The organism is Anoxybacillus sp. TBDG-1 (assembly GCF_054815885.1).
In genome coordinates, this window is sequence record NZ_JBTZSY010000029.1 from 13,229 (window position 1) to 32,978 (window position 19,750).

The following is a 19,750-nucleotide window of genomic DNA, read 5'->3' on the forward strand; positions in this document are numbered from 1 at the left end:
TCATCTTATTGTGATTTACAACATGTTGCAAGTGAAATGAATGAACGGAGTCAGTCAAGACTTTGTGGGAACTTTTTTGATTCGCTGAAAACAGATGTAAGTCATAGGTTAGCGAACCATTTTTTTGAATCCCATCCGTAAGCGCTTTCGGACTCTCATCCCTTGCCATGACAGACCGATATGTATACCTTTTTTTACCATCCCTTGAGTTCAGACAGGGCATGATAGATCGGTGTCCCGGACGATTGCTGTAAATATGGCACGTTATTCCGCGTTACCTCCGGAAGAAGACGGCGGACGCGTTGTTTCGCCTTGTTCACGATCGTCTGTTTGGTGGATGCCGTCGACGCCGTTTCCTCCGCCGACTGCGACGATTCTTCTCCTAAACAACGTCCGAAAAGACGAATCCCATCCATCCGGGCAATCATTGCCTTGAAAAACGCCCTGAGTCCCTTGTCTGTCCAACTGCGGCGGTATTTCACCCGATACGCCAACTGGCTCATCACGCTTTCAGCCCTCCCCATCGGATACATGCCCGTTGTGTCCACTCCTTGCTCCTTCAGCCATTCCCGGTAATCACGGATGCATCCCGGCATCGATTCGATCCGGTGGATCAAGGCAGCCAGCTGTTGTTCTTTCGCTTCGTCCCCCAGCGTGCCGAGGGCGCTGTTCAGTTCCACAAGCAACCCCTCTTCATCCTGCTTCGCCAGCTTTTGCCGAATCGCTTGCCACCGTGGATGGCCCGAGAGGCATTGACGCAACTCACGCGCCACGTGGAATCGATCCAATTGGAAGCAGACCCGTCCCTTGAAATACTCCCGGCACGCGGTAATCCATGGAGCGCCGTCCCCGTTGATGACAAGAAGATCCCGACACGGATCATAGGCATATTCATTCATCAAAAATTCCTCGAAGCCTTCCCACACCTCCCTCTTGCCCTCATGGACGTAATGGCGCTGATTGACAAATTCGATCCGTGAGCCGTTGCGCTTCCACCCTTCGTGAACGGTCAGGATTTTGTCTTCCTTGGCCCGTTTTCCCTTCCCTTGGCGAGAAACAAACAGTCCATCGGCCTCCACAAACAGCACCCGTCCATATCGCTGGTCAACCGGGCAGTGCAGCGGTGCTTCAGCTTCGAGCACCAACTGGCGGATCGCCTCATGGCTCATCACCGGATACCCGACCATCTGGGCAAGCGTATGAGCCGCTTTGCGATAGGAAGAGCACTCCACAGCCAATCCCACCGCCGTTTCTTCTAGACAAGGGCTGATTGACTGCGATCCATCAAACGCTAAAAAGGAATCAAGTAAAAACGTGTAACGGTTTTGTTCTCGATCCAAATAGTAGTTCCGCTCAAAGGTGACTTCGCCAAACAGGGTTTGAATCGTGGTGCGTCGTTTGTCTTTCAAGTGGTATCGGCGCTTGTCCCGGGTTTCCGCCAATTGTCGGTCGATGTCCTCCAACAGAGCCGTAAACAGCTCGGCGAAGGCGTTTTGCAAGGCCCGAAACAAATCAAGTTCGATCTCTTTCCATGTCAACGAATTTGTGGTAAGATGTTGTTGAATATTCATGGGACTCTCTCCTCCTGTTTGATGGTGTGGACAATGATCATCTTACCAGGGAGAGGGTCCTTTTTCATGTTTCCCGCTTGGGATCCTACCGCGCTTCGCTTGGTGGCCCCGATGAGGGGGATTGCGAACCTACGTTCCCAACCCCCTCATCGGGGAATTCTAAGAATTTCTCCCACAAACATTTTACTCACACGAATGAACGTATGAAAGTCTTGTGAACATAGCAAAAATTGTGAACAATATAACAGTATCGGTTAATAAATTTTTTTACGATAAAATTGCCAAGCGATAAAGTAAAGGGGGAAATAAAGATGGAACGATTAAAACAATTTGTACGAGTTGGTCATTTACCAACGCTTCTTTCATCTTTTTTGTACTTTGATATTAGCTTTATGATCTGGGTGATTCTTGGAGCGACTGGAACGTTTATTGTGGAAGATTTAGGATTGTCCCCTGCACAAAAAGGAATGATGGTAGGGATCCCGGTATTAGGAGGAGCGTTGCTTCGCATTCCCATGGGATTATTAGCGGACCGATTTGGTGGTAAGAAAATAGGAATGATTGGAATGGGATTAACGTCTATTCCACTTCTTTGGGGATGGTTGTTTGCCGATACGTTAACGCAAATTTATGCACTTGGACTGTTATTAGGAGTAGCAGGGGCAAGTTTTGCTGTTGCGCTTCCTTTAGCTAGCCGATGGTATCCGAAAGAGCACCAAGGGTTAGCGATGGGAATTGCAGGTGCGGGAAATAGTGGAACAGTTTTAGCGATGTTGTTTGGACCGCGCATTGCGGAAGCGTATGGATGGAATAGTGTGTTTGGATTAGCTCTCATTCCTCTTTTTGTTGCTTTTATTGTGTTTATTATATTCGCAAAAGAATGTCCGACTGCGGTAAAACCAACGAAAATATCGGAATACATGCGTGTGATGAAAATGAAAGAAACGTGGTTATTTAGCTTTTTTTATAGCCTGTCATTTGGTGGATTCGTCGGAATGACGAGTTATTTAACGCTATTCTTTTTCGATCAATACGGAGTAGATAAAGTGACAGCAGGGGATTTTGTAACACTTGTTGTATTTGCGGGAAGTTTTGTTCGACCAATTGGCGGATATTTAGCTGATAAATATGGTGGGATGAAATTGCTCGTTTCGTTGTTCACAGGTGCGACTGTTACACTAGCGATTGTCGGCATGCTTCCACATGTTTATGTTGCATTAGCCCTTTTATTTGTCACACTTATCTTTTTCGGCACAGCAAACGGGGCATTATTTCAAGTCATTCCTAACATATTTCCAAAAGAAGTTGGATTATTAACAGGTTTTGTTGGTGCCGCAGGCGGTTTAGGGGGATTCTTTTTACCTAATATTTTAGGTATGTTTAAACAATGGACGAATTCATATTCGTACGGATTTTGGTGGGTTGCAGCGACGATGTTCATCGCGATGCTTATCATGAGACGACTACGTAAAACAATCGCTTAAATATCATTTTTTAACATTGTATGAACGTTTCAAAATATGTGATGCGCATCACATTCTTATTTGTTCACTTTCTTTATGATGAAAGTACAGAAACCATTTTTACAATTATACTTCAAAAAGGAGAGACGATTGTTATGAGTCAAACATTGAAAACGGCTTCAGAACATAGCGAACGAAAAAGCCGTATTGGTTCGTATTGGAACCCAGAAGATCCTATGTTTTGGGAAAAAGAAGGGAAAAAACATGCTCGTCGAAATCTTTGGATCTCTGTTCCAACATTAATGCTTGCATTTATCGTTTGGCAAATTTGGTCCATTGTTGCAGCAAGACTAAATGACATTGGCTTTCAATTTACACAAAGCCAATTGTTTACGTTAGCTGCTGTTCCAGGGCTTGTTGGAGCAACACTACGCTTCATTTACACATTTGCAGTCGGGAAATTCGGAGGAAGAAACTGGGTTGTTTTCTCTACAGGAGTGTTGCTCATTCCGGCTATTGGTGTTGGGTTAGCGGTACAAAATCCAGATACACCGTATTCGGTTATGTTATTACTAGCAGCCCTCTGTGGGTTAGGTGGTGGAAACTTTTCATCTGCATTAGCGAATATTAGCTTTTTCTTTCCGAAAAAAGAAAAAGGGACAGCGCTTGGCATTAATGGCGGTCTTGGAAACATGGGAGTATCGGTCGTTCAGTTTGTTACACCGCTTATTATAACAATTGGCGTGTTTGGAGCAATTGGCGGCGAACCGCAAGTACTGGCAGACGGCTCAAAAGTTTGGTTACAAAATGCAGCATTTATTTGGGTCATTCCGATTGTGTTTTTTACGATTTTAGCGTATTTCGGTATGGATAACTTGCCAAACGCAAAACAATCTGTATCCGAGCAGTTTGTGATCGTTAAACGAAAACATACATGGATTATGACATGGTTATATATTGCAACGTTCGGTTCGTTTATCGGATATGCCGCAGCGTTTCCGCTTTTATTAAAATCACAATTTCCAGAACACGTATCCCTTGCCTTTTTAGGGGCATTTTTAGCAGCGGCATTTCGCCCAGTCGGTGGATGGTTGTCCGATAAATTAGGAGGAGCGCGTGTAACAAACTACATTTTGATTGCTATGGGGCTTGGCGCTGCTGCGGTTATGTATTTTACAACAGAGAAACACTTTATCGGATTTATTGTATCGTTCTTAATTTTGTTTATTGCAGCAGGCATGGGATCGGGATCAACATTCCAAATGATTCCGATCATCTTCCCACCAAAAGAAGCAGCACCTGTTCTTGGTTTTACAGCAGCATTTGCAGCGTATGGTTCATTTTTCATTCCAAAGCTATTCGGTTGGGCAGCCCAAAATACAGGTACACCAATTACAGCATTTTACTTCTTTATCGCATTTTATATCCTATCCATTGCATTAAATTGGTATTATTATGCTAGAAAAAATGCGGAAGTGAAATGTTAAGGAAAAAGAATATGTAATAAAATAGAAAAATACATGATGGAGATGCTCTAAAAAGAACAGAGCATCTTCTTTTTTGTTTGCAATGATATTTGTCACATATTTTATGAAATTTTATTTACAAAAAAATGTTAAAGTATTGTGAACAGATGAACGAGTTTATATTTTTATAAGCAAAGGTATTTTATACTTTTTTATGAAAGCTTCACCTTACTTAAGTACAAATAAAATCATTCAAGGAGGGAGATACGGTATGTACTGGGATGTTCGAATTACGCTAGATTTATTTTTAGGGGGGGTAGGAATTGCTTTATTTTTCATTTCTGTGTTGTTAAGTATTTTTTACAAAGAAAACAAAAAACTTATTAAGCTAACAGCTATCTTATCGCCCGTTTGTGTTGGAGGAGGGCTTCTGTTTTTAATTAGTGAATTAGGAAGACCAGAAAGATTTTTAACGACAATGTACCATTTTAATCCTCTTTCTGTTACTTCGTGGGGTGGAATTGTTCAAAGCTTATTTATGATCACCTCCTTCGTTTATGCATTGTATGTATATATGGATCGAGATCACGACTTTGTATTCGCTACTTGTAAAATACTTGGAACGCTATTTGCTATACTAGTTGGTATTTATCATGGTTTATTGCTTACTTCTTTAGACCGACCATTATGGAGTGGCGGATTAGTTACGATTCTTTTCTTCTCTTCTTCTTTATTAAGCGGGCTAGCATTAGTTGTACTTATTCAAATGCTTGATCGTTTGAAAGATCACCGTTCTCTTTTAGAGAAAGATAGTGGTAGAAATCTTCAGTTGTTTAAATGGATGGGTGCCTTAAGTTTTATTCATTTTGTTCTATTGCTTATATGGCAGTTTGTCATGATGAGATCAGGAGAAGCGCATGCAGCTTCATATCAAATGATGATGGATGAATATGGGGGAGTTTGGTGGGTTGTTGTCATTCTTCTCGGATTAGTTATTCCAATGATGATTAGTTTGTATCAATCTAAACATTATCGCTCTGTACTTTCAAAAGTGTTAGGAACAGTAGCCTCCCTCTTCGTATTAATAGGGGTTGCCTTTATGAAACACATCATTATTTATGCAGGGCAATTGCATCTTCCATTTTTCTTACAGTAGCCTAATTTTAAATAGATGAATGAGGTGGGGAAAATGAAAATATCGAGAAGAAATTTTTTAAAAGCGACAGCAGTTACAGGATTGTTAGCGACAGGGGTAAAATCGGCATCTCCGTCTTTGGTAGCGTTTGCAGATGAAAAAGAAAAAAAATTAATTAAGCAAGGAGAATGGCGGGCATCTACTTGTCAAGGATGCACATCGTGGTGTCCTGTTCAAGTGTATGTTGTTAACGGAAGAGCTGTCAAAGTTAGAGGAAATCCATATGCTAAAGCGAATCATGGGAAAATTTGTCCTAGACCTCATTTAGCGTTGCAACAAGTATACGATCCTGATCGTATTAAAGTACCTTTGAAACGAACAAACCCTAAAAAAGGGAGAAATGAAGATCCGAAGTTTGTTCCGATTTCATGGGAAGAAGCGATCGATATGATCACAGATCGATTAATGGAATTGAGAAAAGCAAACGAAACACATAAGTTCGTTTTATTTAGAGGACGTTACTCAGGGTTGAACCCAATTATTTACGATGCTTTACCTAAAATTTTTGGTTCCCCAAATAATATTTCTCATAGTGCGATTTGTGCAGAGGCTGAGAAAGCAGGCCCATATTTTACAGAAGCGTTTTGGGACTATCGAGATTACGATTTAATGGAAACTCGATACGTATTGCTTTGGGGAGGAGATCCAGTCGCATCAAACAGACAAGTTCCACATGCTATAAACGTTTGGGGCGATGTATTGGATAGGGCAAAAGTTGCCGTTGTTGATCCGAGATTATCTGCAACAGCATCAAAAGCTCATGAATGGTTACCTATTATCCCAGGAGAAGATGGGGCACTCGCTGTTTCAATTGCACACGTCATATTGACAGAGGGACTATGGAACCGAGAATTTGTAGGTGATTTTATTGATGGAGTGAATCGCTTTAAAGCTGGTGTGACGGTAGCAGAAGAAGATTTTGAAGAACGATATACGTATGGATTAATAAAATGGTGGAATTTAGAATTGAAAGATCGTACACCAGAATGGGCTGAACAGCGGTGTGGTATTCCAGCGCAACAGATTAGAAGAGTTGCAATAGATTTTGCGAAAGCGGCTCCACGGGCGATATCGTGGTTAACGCCGGGAGCATCCATGCAAGTGCGTGGATTGTATACAGCCATGGCTGCGCATGCGTTAAATGCACTAGTGGGGTCTGTTGAAAATATCGGTGGTACGTTGCGTGACTCAAAAGTTCCTGTTGTAAAAAAATTTGAATTTGATACTTATCAAGATGAAATAGCAAAAACAAATATAGAAAACAAAAAAATAGACCATCGCGGATCAAAAGAATTCCCAGCTTTAAAAGAAGGAAAACCAGGTGGGGGAGTCGTCACTAACCGTGTAGCTGACGCTATTTTAGAAGAAGATCCTTATGAAATTAAAGTAGCAATAGGATATTGGATGAATTTTGCGTTTTCTTGTACAGGTGCGCAACGTTGGGAAAAGGCATTAGAGAAAATTCCTTTCTTTGTCCATATTACGACAAATCCATCTGAAACAACACAATTTGCAGATATCGTTTTACCAGCTGCACATCAATTATTTGAAAAATTAAGCTTTATTACAAACAAACAAAATAAGTATAGTTATGTGTCTTTAACGAATCGTGTCATTAAACCGCTATGGGATGTGAAAATGGATGAAACAGAAATTCCGTGGCTCATTGCTGAATCGCTAGCAAAGAAAGGTTTTCATAACTTATTGCAATTTTACAAAAATGAGTTTAAAGATCCAGAGACAGGATTAGAACCGAAGAATGGCACTGAGTTCACGTTATATGCAACAAAGAAAATGACAAAAGATGTATGGGATCCAACTGTTGAAAAAGAGGGGGATTTACTAAAAGGATGGGAGGAATTCGTAGAAAAAGGCGTATGGAATGCGAAAGAAACACCATACAAAAAGCATTGGGAAGATTTCGGAACGAAAACAAAAAAATTCGAATTTTATAGTGAAACTTTAAAAGAATCTCTTGAGAAACATGCGGAAAAACATAGTACAACAACAGATGAAATTATGAAAGCAACAAAATATCAAGCGCGGGGGGAAATTGCTTTCATTCCGCATTATGAAGAACCGTTCCGCTGGGGGGATGAGAAAGAATATCCATTCATTTTCTTTGAACATCGTTCAAGACTTAATCGTGAGGCACGCTCCGCAAACACACTATGGTACCAAGAGTTTAAAGATGCTGATCCGGGGGATGAATCTTGGGATGATGTCGTGAAGATTAACCCAGCAGATGGTAAAAAACTAGGAATTAAAACAGGCGATAAAGTGAAGATCATTTCTCCTACGGGGTCGATTGTATGTACAGCGAAACTATGGGAAGGAGTGAGACCTGGAACAGTAGGAAAATGTTATGGTCAAGGGCATTGGGCTTATGGTCGTATTGCAGCGCTTGACTATAATAAAAAAATTGCACGAGGCGGAAATAATAATGAAATTTTGCCGGCTGACTATGAGCGAATAAGTGGAAGCACCGCACGTCATGGAGGGGTAACAAGAGTAAAAATCGAAAAAGCATAATGGTTTCATGGAGGTGGGAATAATGACTAAATATGCAATGGTTATCGATTTGCATAAATGTGTAGGATGTAGCGCTTGCCAAATTGCTTGTAAAAACGAAAATAATGTGCCTGAAGGTATGTTTTGGTCTTGGCATATCACAAGAACAACGGGAAGTTTCCCAAATGTAAAATATGAGTACATCCCTACATTATGTAATCACTGTGAAAATGCCGCTTGTGTACGAGCTTGTCCGACAAAAGCAATGTATAAAGATGAAAATGGTTTAACTTTGCATGATGCAGACAAATGTATAGGATGTAAAAGCTGTATGCAAGCATGTCCGTATGGTGTAATTAACTTTAATAAAAAAGATCCCCATGAATATTGGCGTGATCAAGAAGCCCTTATTCAAAAAGGAACTTCAAGCGGAAAGGAAATCAGTACAAGTATTAGAGAAAAAGTACCTTATTATAATCCTGATCGTGAAAAGACGTATGAAGGAATTCGATATAAGGGAATTGTAGAAAAGTGCACGTTCTGTGATCACCGTTTAAAAGAAGGAGAACAGCCGTATTGTGTTACTTCTTGTCCTGCCGATGCGCGTTTAGTTGGTGATTTAGATGATCCGAATGATCCAATTCATGCTATGTTAGCTAAATATAAAACATCTGTTTTGTTACCTGAAAAAGGTACAAAACCAAAAGTTTTCTACTTGAGAGAATACTGAGGTGGCATAAATGATAAACATTGCACAGGAAGAATGGAACAGAGCAAATATTTATAAGATCATCTCTCAATTGTATTACCACCCTGTTGAAGAAACGGAACAATTACTAAACCAGTTTCGACAATGTGTTAACCAATCATCTCCACTATGTAATATAGTGGAGATGATCGTCAAGCAATTTCAAACAAATAATTTACTAGAGCTGCAAGTGGATCATACAAAGCTATTTATTGGTGGGTCTGATACGTTAGCTCCCCCATATAGTTCTGTTTATTTAGATAGAGAGCGTCGAGTAATGGGAGTAGTGACTGAAAAAGTAATAAAAACTTACGAAGAAGCAGGGTTATATTTACAAGATTCATTTTTTGAGCCACCAGATCATATTTCTGTAGAATTCGAATTTATGTATTATTTAATCTTTCAATATATAAAAACATTAGATCCTATATATGTAAATCGACAACAAGACTTTTTCATCAATCATGTATTTGAGTGGGTACCAATTTTTTTAGATCGTATAAGTAGTCGAGCGAGTACAAATTTTTACAAAACACTTGCCATGTTAACAAAACAATTTCTTTATATGGAACAACAATATTTCGACAATCGGATGTGAGATGTATGTGGGGTTTTTTGTTAAACCGAGTAGTCGAGAAAACGTCGTTACGAGTAAATGAAGGCTCTTGTTTACGTGTACGATACGATGAAATGACATGTCATCTTTGTGAGAATATGTGCCCAGAAACAGCTATTCAATTACACGAGAACGGAATCACAATAGACGAACAAAAATGTAGTTCCTGTGGTTTATGTACACACAGTTGTCCAACAGACGTTTTTTGGATAGATTCTGAATCATTTGTAAACTACATTCGACAATTAGACAATTATAATCAAGTTTGTTTTTTGTGCAAAAAAGTAAACCATAAAATTGAAAATAGCTTTTACTTACCTTGTTTAAAAATTTTAACAATAGAGTGGTTTATGCTCGCTTTACTAAAAAAAATTCATATTCAAATTTTTTTAGATGAAAATATGTGTAATCAATGTGAAATTGATTGGAATATGCAAGGGTTTCAAGAATGGGTTCATGTTTGGAATGAGCAATTTCGGCATGAATCCCATTCCGTTGAAGTGATCGATAAAATTTATTCTATTGAACAACAAGAGAAAAAAACATCACGGAGAGATTTTTTACGAATAGTTCCGAAAAAAACAACAAAACAAGTAGCATCATTCATGTTCGACTCTTTTGAAAAAACGACGATACGAAAAAAAATCCCCCACTCCCCAAAACGGGATATACTGAAAGCTTTTATTGAAAAATATGGTGAACAAAACATTCATGCGAAAATAAGTGAGCAAATACACGTATATGATATATGTACGGATGAGTACTGCTCGTTATGTGGAAAGTGTTCAGTGCTTTGCCCTACAGGAGCACTATATGAGCAAATGGGTTCTACGGAGAAAACGCTATTTTTTGATCCAATCAAATGTATTGGATGTAGTGTGTGTACTCGTTATTGTAAACATTTGTATATGAAAAAGGCTAACGTGATAAGGTTAGAGTGTTGTAAAACAAAAATGCTCACCTCTAAAAATCAGAGTGCATGTCCGAGATGCGGGGAATTAAAAAATGCAGATGAACCATTTTGTGGTGATTGTCACATACAAGAGAAAAGAAAAACATTAACTTTAGGATGAAAGGATGATATGTCATGCTCAATAACATAGGTGTACCGGGTCTCATTTTGATTTTAGTCATAGCACTTATTATATTTGGTCCTAGTAAATTGCCTGAAATAGGCAGAGCTTTTGGGAAAACATTATTCGAATTTAAAAAATCTGTAAAAGAAGTAACCGATGATATACAATATACTAGAGAGGATGAGGAAATTAACAAGAAAAAAATATGAACATCACATGTATTATGATATGTCAATGAGGTGAGTGGATCAAATGAGGAGTTATGTCTTGGGGATAATTTTATTAATGATAGGGTGCATAGGATGTCAATATCACCCACCTTCGTCACCAACGATTAAAGTTGCCGCAGCAGCCGACTTAACCAATGCGTTTAAAGAAATTGGAGAACAATTTAAAAAAGAAACAGGAATAGACGTTACATTTATTTTTGGATCAAGTGGTCAGTTAGCGGAACAAATTAAACAAGGGGCGCCGTTTGATATATTTGCTTCAGCAAATGTAGAATATGTCGATGAACTCGTTCACGGGCATATCGCTCTTGAACAAACAAAAAACATATACGCCTTTGGGCGCATTGGACTTGCCGTAAAAGAAGGAGTAGCCGTAACGTCATTACAAGATGTAGTGAAACAAGAAGTGAAAAAGGTAGCGATTGCTAACCCAGACCATGCACCGTATGGGCTAGCAGCAAAACAAGCGTTACAAAAAGCTGGTTTATGGGAACAAGTAGAGCCGAAGCTCGTTTATGGAAAAAATATTGCTGATACACTTACTTATGTGGAATCAGGCAATGTTGAAGCGGCGATCGTGGCGCTTGCACTTATGAAAGATCATCATCTTCCATTTTATCTCATTGATGAGCATATGCATGAACCAATTCAGCAAGCGATTGTCATTGTCAAACAAACGAAACATGAAAAAGAAGCGGGCAAATTTATTGAATTTTTGCAAGGACCGACTGGGACGAGTATTATGAAAAAATACGGGTTTATCATTCCTGAGGAGAAATAATTGTGCAGGCGATTAATCTTTTTCCGCTCTTTTTATCGTTAAAAGTAGCAACAATAGCAACCATTTGTGCACTTGTTTTCGGTTTGCCCATTTCTTACTATTTAAGCCGTTCTAACAATAAAATAGGTGATATACTTGATTCATTATTTACGTTGCCAATTGTATTGCCTCCGACAGTTCTTGGCTATTATTTACTTGTGCTACTCGGCAGATCGAGTCCACTTGGTCGTTTTTTAGAAGAAACGTTTGGGATATTTATTGTATTTACACCGACAGGAGCAGTTGTTGCTGCTTTTGTTGTTGCTTTACCGTTTTTTGTGAAAACGGCGCGGGCAGCATTTGCAAGCATTGATGGACAATTGTTAAATGCTGCAAGAGTGCTTGGACGATCGGAATGGGATATTTTTTTCACTGTCGTCATTCCGCTCTCTTGGCGTAGCCTTGCGTCTGCGACTACACTCGTTTTTGCCCGTGCACTTGGGGATTTTGGTACAACATTAATGGTTGCGGGAAGCATCCCAAACGAAACGATGACGATGCCAATTGCGATTTATGATGCGTTGCTTGCTGGAGATAAAAAAATGGCAAATATACTCGTTCTTATTATGACCGTTGTATCTGTTATTTTATTGTATACAATGAAACGATTAGAAAAGCGAATGATTCGAGGAGAAAACGATGCTTTACGTCGCCATTAAGAAGATGTTTCCGCACTTTCAGTTAGGTGTTCATTTTACAATTGAAAAAGGTATTGTTGGCATATTAGGACCGTCAGGGTGTGGAAAAAGTTTAACGTTGCAAAGTATTGCTGGGTTGCAACGGCCAGATGAAGGAACGATTCAACTACATGATCGTGTATTTTTTCATTCAGACAAACGGATTCATGTCCCTGCTCGTCATCGAAACGTCGGGTATATGTTTCAACATTATGCTCTTTTCCCACATTTAACAGTTTACGAAAATATCGCGTTCGGTTTAAAAAAATGGTCCAAAAAGCAAGTGCAACATACAGTTTTAAATATGATTGAAAATATCGGATTAAAAGGATACGAACATCATTACCCGCATCAATTATCTGGTGGTCAGCAACAGCGAGTAGCACTTGCTCGAACGCTTGTCACAAAGCCGAGTATATTATTGCTTGATGAGCCGTTCTCCGCGCTCGATCACCATACAAAACAGACGATGGAACAGCAATTTTTCTCTTATTTACAACAACATTTTTCGGGAATTGTTCTTTTTGTGACACATCATTTAGAAGAAGCCTATCGGTTATGTGATGAACTCATTTTGTATGATCGTGGTCGCGTTATACAACATGGAAAAAAAGAACGTGTATTTCGCGAACCAGAAAATGTACGAGCAGCTAAAATTGTCGGTTGTAAAAATATATTTCCTTGTACGTTTAATGATAGAGGAGAACGACTTGTTTGTTCCGTTAACGGAGCGTCGCTTATTGTTCCTCCTCATAAAAGAAAGCATGGAGCGACATACATTGGCGTTCATTCGCATCATATTCAGTTTGTAGATGATGCGGCATACAACGCTTTTTCTTTTCGGATCATTCGAGCCGTTCCAAATGTATATACGTATGATGTGACGCTACAAACAGACTATTTTATATTGCAAGCAAACGTGAGTGAAGAAGAGTGGAGACAGATGCATAATAAAAAAGTATATTTGCCACCAGAGTGTTTGTTTCTTTTGTTTGAATAAATCATGAACATATATGTTTGTGTGACGTACGTCACATTTGTTAATTAACAAATTTAGTAACATGGACATAGAACCTCGGGAAATGAAATGAGGGATTGAAAATGGTATATGACGTATATGAACGTCCATTATTAGATTTACGCATGTCTGTGACGGATCGTTGCAATTTTCGTTGTACGTATTGTATGCCTGATATAGAAGGAAAACAATATTGTTTTATGAATCGGAAACAACTGATGACATTTGAAGAAATGCAACGTTTTGCTCGCTTGTTTGTTCAACTTGGGGTAAGAAAAATTCGTTTGACGGGTGGAGAACCGCTACTACGAAAAAATATCGATGTGCTTGTGGCGATGTTGACAAACATTGAAGGTGTTCAAGACGTATCATTAACGACAAATGGTTTTTTCTTAAAAAAGTATGCAAGAAAATTGAAAGACGCTGGTATGAAGAGGGTGAATGTGAGTTTAGATGCGCTCGACGATGCGATTTTTAAAAAAATGAATGGGGTTGGCGTACGTTCTGCACACATTTTGGAAGGAATTGATGCCGCGCTTGCTGAAGGACTTTTAGTAAAAGTAAATATGGTTGTAAAAAAAGGACTAAACGATAGCGAAATTTTACCAATGGCTTACTTTTTTAAAAACAAAGGTGTGACGCTTCGTTTTATTGAATTTATGGACGTTGGTTCTTTAAACGAATGGAAGTTAGATGATGTTGTGACGAGCAAGCAAATATATGACATCATTTCTGAGCATATGCCACTTGAGCCTGTTGCTCCTGCTCATGTTGGTGAAGTAGCTAAACGTTATCGTTACGTAGGAACGAATGTGGAAGTCGGTTTTATTTCTTCTGTTTCTGCTGCTTTTTGTTCGGATTGTACGCGCAGTCGATTATCTGCCGACGGTAAAATGTATACATGTTTATTTGCAACAAATGGGACGGATTTATTAAGTATGATGCGTGCTGGTGTGAGCGATGAACAACTCATCTCATGTATTGAACATGTTTGGCGACAGCGCGTCGATCGTTACTCAGAAGATCGTGGAAAGCAAACAACATGGAACGGAAAACGAATTGAAATGTCATATATTGGAGGGTAACGGCATGGGTGTTCATGATCATAAAAAACAAGCGACACTTCCTGTTCGATGTAAAATTGTTACCGTTTCTGACACGCGCACATATGAAACAGATACGAGCGGACAAATCATTCGTGAACAATTACAGCAAGCGGAAATCATCGTCGTTGCATATGAAATTGTCAAAGATGACGTATTTGCCATTCGACAAGCTGTCGAAACAGCTGAACAAGTAGACGTTATTTTAATCAATGGAGGAACGGGATTTACAAAACGTGATGTAACAATTGAAGCCATTCAGCCATTGCTTGAAAAAGAAATGGTTGGATTCGGTGAGTTGTTTCGGTTTTTAAGCTACGAACAGATTGGTAGTGCGGCCATGTTAAGTCGGGCGCTTGCTGGCTCGATGAACAACATGATGATTTTTTGTATGCCCGGATCGACAAACGCGGTGCGCTTAGCGATGGAAAAGTTAATTTTGCCCGAAATTCGCCATCTCGTTTGGGAGCTTCGTCGCCAATGAAAACGATCGGCATTGTTTTAGCGGGCGGACAGTCAAAGCGGTTTGGTGAACCAAAAGCGCTTGCGTTGCGACATGGAAAACCTTTTCTTTTGTATAGTATCGAGGCGTTGCGTTCAATTGTTGATGAGATCGTTGTTGTTGCTACTCCATACATTCAAAAACAGCTATTGTGCAAAGAGGTGTTATGGAGAGAAGACGATCCAAACTATAAAGGAAAAGGGCCTCTAGCAGGTATTTATTCGGCCATGGTGCATCATGAGGCAACGTGGTATATCGTATTGCCGTGCGATACCCCGTTCATTCATGAAGCAATTGTAAAGACGCTAAAACAGCAAGCAAACGATGCATTTGATGCCATTGTTCCGCATGTAAACGGAAGGTTCCAACCGCTCATTGCTATGTATCACTATCGTGTAAAATCGCTCATGTACGATTGCCTTCAGCAAGGAGAGTATCGCATGCATACGTTTCTTTCTACTTGCCGAGTGAAGCATATAGAAATGAAAGAAGAACAACCGTTTATGAATATTAATACAAAAGAACAATTTCACAAATGGATTGGTTAGAGGCAATACGCCTCTTTTTTTATCACCATTTATGAAAAAATTGTGAATCTCGTCACAACATATCGTATTTTTGTGACATACATCACACGATTTTATAACTAAAAAGCGATATAGTAAAAGTAGAAATAGATTGTTTAAGAAGGGATGAACATATATGCGCAAACCGATTCCGGTTGACGAAGCAATTGAACGGGTCATGAAATGGTGTCACGAAGGAGGAAAAGAATATGTTTCGTTAGAACAATGCGATGGACGCATTTTAGCACAACGTATTGACGCAACGATGCCAATCCCTTGGTTTGATCGTTCACCATATGACGGCTATGCCTTGTCAGCTGAAGCAACAGCGGAAGCATCATCTACTCACCCTGTATTGTTAGAAGTCATTGGTACAATTGGAGCAGGGACGGTTTGGAACGGCTCATTGACGCCAAAACAAGCAATAAAAATTATGACAGGGGCAGCCATTCCAGATGGTGCAAATGCTGTCATCATGGTTGAATTGACGAAGGAAATTGAAAAAGATGGGAAGCGTTTTGTAGAAATAAAAAGAAAAGTGCATGAAGGTGAAAATATTTCGCGTATAGGGGAAGACATGAAGCAAGGTGATGTTGTTGTTGAAAAAGGAACGATGATTCATCCAGGCATTGTCGCTGTTTTAGCAACATTTGGATATGATCGAGTACCTGTTATGAAAAAGCCGAAAGTCGCTATTATTTCAACGGGAAGCGAGCTTCTTCATGTTTATGAGCCACTTGAAAAAGGGAAAATCCGAAACAGCAACGCCTACATGCTTCAAGCGCAAATTCGACGCGCGGGTGGAGAGCCGATTTTATTTGGAAAAGTAGCAGATACATTTGAACATACGTTATACGTCGTACAAAAAGCATTGCAGGAAGCGGATGTTGTCATCACAACGGGCGGGGTATCTGTTGGGGACTTTGATTATATGCCTCGCGTATATGAGCATCTAGGAGCGCAATTATTATTCAATAAAGTAGCCATGCGACCAGGAAGTGTAACGTCGGCAGCAGTTTTTGAAAAGAAAATGTTGTTTGGACTATCAGGCAATCCTTCTGCATGTTATGTGGGCTTTGAATTATTTGCCCGTCCATTTATAAAAGCGATGTTAGGGCAGTCAAAACGTTATTTAAAGAGAGCGCAAGCGGTTTTACAAAAAGATTTTTTAAAACCGAACCCATTTACTCGTTTTGTTCGTGCCAACGTATCGTATGATGATGGCATGTTACACGTGGAACCGGTTGGAAAAGATAAATCAAATATTGTTTCATCGCTTGCACAAGCAAACGCTTTTATCGTTTTGCCGGGAGGAACACGCGGTTTTCAAGCGGGTAATCGTGTTGATGTGCTTTTACTTCATGATGAGGGAGATTGTGTTTGGTCATGATCATTTTGCAAGTTGTTGGTTATCAAAATAGTGGAAAAACGACGCTTATTGAAAAAATAATTAAACGGTTATATACAAATGGATACCGCGTCGGAACGTTAAAACACCATGGACATAGCGGAAAAGTGGCGTTACCGAAAGAAAAAGATACGACACGTCACGCGGAGGCTGGTGCTGTTGTGAGTGGAGTTGAGGGTGATGGAACGTTTCTTTTCCATGCGAAAGGACATTGGGAACTTGATGAGTTACTCCCCATATATGAACGATTTTCACTTGATGTACTGCTTATTGAAGGATTTAAACATGCACCTTATCCGAAAATTGTTTGTTTGCGCAGTCAGGAAGATAAACATTTATTACATTTAAAAAATGTGCTTATTTCGATTAGTTGGGAACGTATGGAAGGGTCATTTTTTATTGAAGATGAACGAGCGTATATAGAGTGCATTATTGCTTATGTGAAGGGGGAACAACATGTTTGCGATCGTTCGTGAACCTATCCATGTAGGAAGCGTCATTGAAGCCGTTGCTGATCGTCATGCGGGTGCGATTGTGACGTTTCTTGGCACAGTAAGAGAATTGACGAAAGGTAAAAAGACTGTATATTTGCAATATGAAGCGTATGAGTCGATGGCGCAAAAACAATTAAAGCAAATCGGTGAAGAAATTGTTGCGCGCTTTCCACAAGCAAAAGTAGCAATTGTCCATCGTATTGGGCGGCTCGATATTACTGATATCGCAGTAGCAATTGCTGTTTCAACGCCTCATCGGGCAGATGCATATGAAGCGAATCGCTATGCAATTGAACGAATAAAAGAGATCGTTCCCATTTGGAAAAAAGAATATTGGGAAGATGGGGAAATGTGGATTGGTGATCAAAAAGAAACCGTCCGCTATGATGACGGTGCACCGAGGGAGGAAGAGGAATGATTCGTGTATTATTATTTGCATATATAAAAGAACGGCTCGGTACAGAGGAAGTGGTGTTTCATGAGCAACAAATGACCGTTCAACAACTTCGCGAACGCCTGCGACATGAATATGATTTACAAACAGCTCCGTCGCTTATGATTGCAATTAACGAAGAATTTGCAACAGATGATGATATGATATATGCCGGTGACGTTGTGGCTCTTATTCCACCGGTAAGTGGGGGTTGATCGCATGGTAGCGTTTACACATTTTAACGAACAAGGTCGTGCAAAAATGGTCGACATTTCAGAAAAGGGAGAAACGGTGCGTACTGCCTGCGCTGTATCTCGTGTCATCGTTTCAAAAGATGTGTATGAAAAAATCGTGCGCTCGGAGGTGAAAAAAGGAGATGTGTTAGCTGTTGCCCAAGTGGCAGGTATTATGGCAGCGAAACGTACCGCTGATCTCATTCCGATGTGCCACCCTCTTTCGCTGACTGGAGTAGACATTTCGTTTACGTGGCAAGCGAAAGAAACAAATTATGAGTTAAAAATTGAAGCGTTTGTCAAAACAAAAGGAAGTACAGGAGTAGAAATGGAGGCATTAACAGCTGCTTCAATTTGCGCCTTAACCATTTATGATATGTGTAAAGCAATGGATAAAGGGATCATCATTGGTCCAACGTATTTAGTCGAAAAAACGGGTGGAAAAAGTGGAAATTTCAAAAGACAAGAGGGATAATTATGGAGCGATACTCGCGACAAATGCTATTTTCGCGAATTGGTGAAAAAGGACAACGAGCACTTCAACATAAACATGTTCTCATTGTCGGAGCAGGAGCGCTCGGTTCAGCGAATGCAGATATGTTAGCGCGTGCAGGTGTCGGTCGATTGACAATCGTTGATCGCGATTATGTCGATTGGACGAATTTACAGCGCCAAACGTTATATAGTGAAGAAGATGCTGAAAAAGGATGGCCAAAAGCGGTTGCTGCAAAGCGTCGTCTAGCTTCAGTAAACCGTGACGTTCATGTTGAGGCACTTGTCATAGACGCCCAAGACGAATCGTTCGCTTCTCTTTTTGAACAACAAATTGATCTCGTCATTGACGGAACAGATAATTTCGAAACGCGCTTTCTACTAAATGATTTGGCACAAAAGTATCGGATTCCTTGGATATATGGGGCTTGTGTGGGAAGTTATGGTCTTTCTTTTGCGATCATTCCAGAGCAAACACCATGTTTTCGCTGTTTCGTTAATCATTTGCCTTCTTATCATTTGACTTGTGATAATGTTGGTATCGTTTCCCCCGCTGTACAAATGGTAGCCTCTTATCAAACAGCGGAAGCGTTAAAAATATTAGTGGGAGATGTTGCGGCGATCCGACGTTCGCTCGTTATGTTTGACGTTTGGCAAAACGAACATCGATTTTTACGAGTTGATAAATTAAAAAACGAACATTGTCCGTCTTGTGGAAGCAATCAGACATATCCAGCTTTACAAAATGAAAAGATGAAAACGTCCGTTTTATGCGGAAGAGATACAGTACAAATTCGCCATGTGCATCCATTTCATATAACTGAAATGATGGAACAAATGAAAGCAAGCGGTCAACAAGTTCATGGGAACGAGTATTTGTTAATGACCCAACTCGAAGGACATCGTGTCGTTTTATTTGCTGACGGCCGCATGCTCGTGCACGGGACGAAAGATGTCACATTTGCTCGCTCGTTATACCAAAAATACTTTTCCTAAAAAGGAGGTTAGTAACTGTTAAAATCTATAAAACTCTATATACAATTTATAAAAAATTACAAGGCAAAAGAGCCAACAAAGCCAAGAGAATGGTTAAGGAGCTAACTGAAAATGATTAAAACATATAAGGTT

Annotated in this window: 21 protein-coding genes and 1 pseudogene; 21 read left to right on the forward strand and 1 reads right to left on the reverse strand. The window is 39.9% G+C overall.

Translation table 11 applies throughout. From position 1 onward, the window contains the following. Positions 1-194: 194 nt before the first annotated feature. Positions 195-1,571: an ISLre2-like element ISGsp4 family transposase gene (locus ACYQY7_RS09755; RefSeq protein ID WP_461201849.1), complete on the reverse strand. Its 1,377-nt coding sequence runs from the start codon at positions 1,569-1,571 to the stop codon at positions 195-197. Positions 1,572-1,882: 311 nt separating this feature from the next. On the opposite strand from ACYQY7_RS09755, the gene ACYQY7_RS09760 reads away from it, so the two are divergent. The 21 genes and pseudogenes from ACYQY7_RS09760 to ACYQY7_RS09860 all read left to right on the forward strand — a co-directional run bounded on the left by ACYQY7_RS09760 (position 1,883) and on the right by ACYQY7_RS09860 (position 19,618). After that, positions 1,883-3,055, forward strand: a complete 1,173-nt coding sequence (locus tag ACYQY7_RS09760; protein ID WP_461201850.1) for a nitrate/nitrite transporter — start codon at positions 1,883-1,885, stop codon at positions 3,053-3,055. A gap of 134 nt (positions 3,056-3,189) precedes the next feature. Further along, positions 3,190-4,521, forward strand: coding sequence for a NarK family nitrate/nitrite MFS transporter (locus tag ACYQY7_RS09765; protein ID WP_461201851.1), 1,332 nt, complete (start codon positions 3,190-3,192; stop codon positions 4,519-4,521). Positions 4,522-4,771: 250 nt separating this feature from the next. Further along, on the forward strand, positions 4,772-5,656 hold the full coding sequence (gene nrfD / locus ACYQY7_RS09770; protein WP_461201852.1) for an NrfD/PsrC family molybdoenzyme membrane anchor subunit: 885 nt from the start codon (positions 4,772-4,774) through the stop codon (positions 5,654-5,656). Between the two features lie 33 nt (positions 5,657-5,689). Further along, positions 5,690-8,227, forward strand: coding sequence for a molybdopterin-dependent oxidoreductase (locus ACYQY7_RS09775; protein WP_461201853.1), 2,538 nt, complete (start codon positions 5,690-5,692; stop codon positions 8,225-8,227). 22 nt (positions 8,228-8,249) lie between these two features. Next, positions 8,250-8,936: a 4Fe-4S dicluster domain-containing protein gene (locus tag ACYQY7_RS09780; RefSeq protein WP_461201854.1), complete on the forward strand. Its 687-nt coding sequence runs from the start codon at positions 8,250-8,252 to the stop codon at positions 8,934-8,936. A gap of 10 nt (positions 8,937-8,946) precedes the next feature. Continuing rightward, positions 8,947-9,552, forward strand: a complete 606-nt coding sequence (locus tag ACYQY7_RS09785; protein WP_461201855.1) for a TorD/DmsD family molecular chaperone — start codon at positions 8,947-8,949, stop codon at positions 9,550-9,552. A 92-nt stretch (positions 9,553-9,644) separates the two neighbouring features. Further along, a pseudogene (locus tag ACYQY7_RS09790) lies at positions 9,645-9,767 on the forward strand (4Fe-4S binding protein); the annotation flags it as partial. A 153-nt stretch (positions 9,768-9,920) separates the two neighbouring features. After that, on the forward strand, positions 9,921-10,643 hold the full coding sequence (locus ACYQY7_RS09795; RefSeq protein WP_461201870.1) for an ATP-binding protein: 723 nt from the start codon (positions 9,921-9,923) through the stop codon (positions 10,641-10,643). A 14-nt stretch (positions 10,644-10,657) separates the two neighbouring features. Then, entirely contained in the window at positions 10,658-10,855 is a 198-nt protein-coding gene (gene tatA / locus ACYQY7_RS09800) for a twin-arginine translocase TatA/TatE family subunit (protein ID WP_461201856.1), read from the forward strand. A 58-nt stretch (positions 10,856-10,913) separates the two neighbouring features. Beyond that, positions 10,914-11,657: a molybdate ABC transporter substrate-binding protein gene (gene modA, locus ACYQY7_RS09805; RefSeq protein WP_461201857.1), complete on the forward strand. Its 744-nt coding sequence runs from the start codon at positions 10,914-10,916 to the stop codon at positions 11,655-11,657. Positions 11,658-11,659: 2 nt separating this feature from the next. Then, on the forward strand, positions 11,660-12,355 hold the full coding sequence (modB, locus tag ACYQY7_RS09810; protein ID WP_461201858.1) for a molybdate ABC transporter permease subunit: 696 nt from the start codon (positions 11,660-11,662) through the stop codon (positions 12,353-12,355). After that, positions 12,336-13,373: a sulfate/molybdate ABC transporter ATP-binding protein gene (locus ACYQY7_RS09815; RefSeq protein WP_461201859.1), complete on the forward strand. Its 1,038-nt coding sequence runs from the start codon at positions 12,336-12,338 to the stop codon at positions 13,371-13,373. The genes modB and ACYQY7_RS09815 overlap by 20 nt, the downstream gene beginning before the upstream one ends. Positions 13,374-13,474: 101 nt before the next feature. Beyond that, positions 13,475-14,476 (forward strand): GTP 3',8-cyclase MoaA, encoded by a 1,002-nt coding sequence (moaA, locus tag ACYQY7_RS09820; protein ID WP_461201860.1) that lies wholly within the window; start codon positions 13,475-13,477, stop codon positions 14,474-14,476. 4 nt (positions 14,477-14,480) lie between these two features. Further along, positions 14,481-14,978: a MogA/MoaB family molybdenum cofactor biosynthesis protein gene (locus tag ACYQY7_RS09825; protein ID WP_461201861.1), complete on the forward strand. Its 498-nt coding sequence runs from the start codon at positions 14,481-14,483 to the stop codon at positions 14,976-14,978. Then, positions 14,975-15,544, forward strand: coding sequence for a molybdenum cofactor guanylyltransferase (gene mobA / locus ACYQY7_RS09830; RefSeq protein WP_461201862.1), 570 nt, complete (start codon positions 14,975-14,977; stop codon positions 15,542-15,544). The genes ACYQY7_RS09825 and mobA overlap by 4 nt, the downstream gene beginning before the upstream one ends. Before the next feature lie 154 nt (positions 15,545-15,698). After that, positions 15,699-16,952 carry a molybdopterin molybdotransferase MoeA gene (locus ACYQY7_RS09835; RefSeq protein ID WP_461201863.1) on the forward strand — a complete coding sequence of 418 codons (1,254 nt, stop codon included), beginning with the start codon at positions 15,699-15,701 and terminating at the stop codon, positions 16,950-16,952. Further along, positions 16,949-17,446, forward strand: coding sequence for a molybdopterin-guanine dinucleotide biosynthesis protein B (gene mobB, locus ACYQY7_RS09840; protein WP_461201868.1), 498 nt, complete (start codon positions 16,949-16,951; stop codon positions 17,444-17,446). The genes ACYQY7_RS09835 and mobB overlap by 4 nt, the downstream gene beginning before the upstream one ends. Further along, positions 17,427-17,882 carry a molybdenum cofactor biosynthesis protein MoaE gene (locus ACYQY7_RS09845; RefSeq protein ID WP_461201864.1) on the forward strand — a complete coding sequence of 152 codons (456 nt, stop codon included), beginning with the start codon at positions 17,427-17,429 and terminating at the stop codon, positions 17,880-17,882. Before mobB ends, ACYQY7_RS09845 begins: the two co-directional genes overlap by 20 nt. Then, positions 17,879-18,112, forward strand: a complete 234-nt coding sequence (moaD, locus tag ACYQY7_RS09850; RefSeq protein WP_461201865.1) for a molybdopterin converting factor subunit 1 — start codon at positions 17,879-17,881, stop codon at positions 18,110-18,112. The genes ACYQY7_RS09845 and moaD overlap by 4 nt, the downstream gene beginning before the upstream one ends. 4 nt (positions 18,113-18,116) lie before the next feature. Further along, on the forward strand, positions 18,117-18,605 hold the full coding sequence (gene moaC / locus ACYQY7_RS09855; protein WP_461201866.1) for a cyclic pyranopterin monophosphate synthase MoaC: 489 nt from the start codon (positions 18,117-18,119) through the stop codon (positions 18,603-18,605). Next, a complete protein-coding gene (locus tag ACYQY7_RS09860; protein WP_461201869.1) occupies positions 18,605-19,618 on the forward strand; it encodes a ThiF family adenylyltransferase in 1,014 nt (337 codons plus the stop codon). The genes moaC and ACYQY7_RS09860 overlap by 1 nt, the downstream gene beginning before the upstream one ends. The last annotated feature ends 132 nt before the right edge of the window (positions 19,619-19,750 follow it).